The organism is Rhizobacter sp. P3_B12, assembly GCF_056402895.1.
On record NZ_JBFUGN010001434.1, the window covers coordinates 1 to 1126 of the forward strand.

The 1126-nt window shown below is 71.7% G+C and carries 1 protein-coding gene; it reads left to right on the forward strand.

Annotated elements, in window-relative coordinates; all coding sequences use genetic code 11:
* A partial coding sequence (gene gatA / locus AC1D01_RS35855; protein ID WP_477874453.1) for an Asp-tRNA(Asn)/Glu-tRNA(Gln) amidotransferase subunit GatA occupies positions 1 to 1123 on the forward strand: 1123 nt, incomplete at its 5' end.
* Between the last annotated feature and the right edge of the window lie 3 nt (positions 1124 to 1126).

Here is a 1126-nt window from a genome sequence, read left to right on the forward strand (position 1 = left end):
GAACTGCGACGAGTTCGCGATGGGCTCGAGCAACGAGAACTCGGCCTTCGGCCCGGTGAAGAACCCGTGGGATGCCTCGCGCGTGCCGGGCGGCTCGTCGGGCGGCTCGGCCGCCGCGGTGGCGGCACGGCTGGTGCCGGTGGCCACCGGCACCGACACCGGCGGCTCGATCCGCCAGCCGGCCAGCTTCACCGGCATCACCGGCATCAAGCCGACCTACGGCGTGTGCTCGCGCTACGGGATGATCGCGTTCGCGTCCAGCCTGGACCAGGCCGGCCCGTTCGCCCGCAGCGCCGAGGACTGCGCACTGATGCTGTCGGCGATGAGCGGCTTCGACGAGCGCGACGCGACCAGCGCGCAGCGCCCGCCGCAGGATTACGCGGCGGCGCTCACGGCAGCCCGCCCCGGCGCCACCGCCGCGCAGCCGCTGAAGGGCCTGCGCATCGGGCTGCCGAAGGAGTTCTTCCCGGCGGCGCTCGCCGCCGATGTCGACGGCGCGGTGCGCGCGGCACTGGCCGAGCTGCAGAAGCTCGGCGCGACGCTGGTCGACGTGAGCCTGCCGCGCACCGAGCTGTCGATCCCGGTGTACTACATCATCGCGCCGGCCGAGGCCAGCTCGAACCTGAGCCGCTTCGACGGCGTGCGCTTCGGGCACCGCGCCGGCAAGTACACCGACCTGCTCGACATGTACAAGAAGAGCCGCGCCGAGGGCTTCGGCGCCGAGGTCAAGCGCCGCATCATGATCGGCACCTACGTGCTGAGCCACGGCTACTACGACGCGTACTACCTGCAGGCGCAGAAGCTGCGGCGCATGATCGCCGACGACTTCCAGCACTGCTTCACGCAGTGCGACGTGATCGCCGGGCCGGTGGCGCCGACGGTGGCCTGGAAGCTCGGCGACAAGAGCGACGACCCGGTCGCCAACTACCTGGCCGACATCTTCACGCTGCCTGCCAGCCTGGCCGGCCTGCCGGGCATGAGCCTGCCGGCCGGCACCGGCGAAGGCGGCATGCCGGTCGGCCTGCAGCTGATCGGCAACTATTTCCAGGAGGGCACGCTGCTGCACGCGGCCCATGCCTTCCAGCAGGCGACCGACTGGCACGCCCAAGCCCCCTCCCCCTGACCA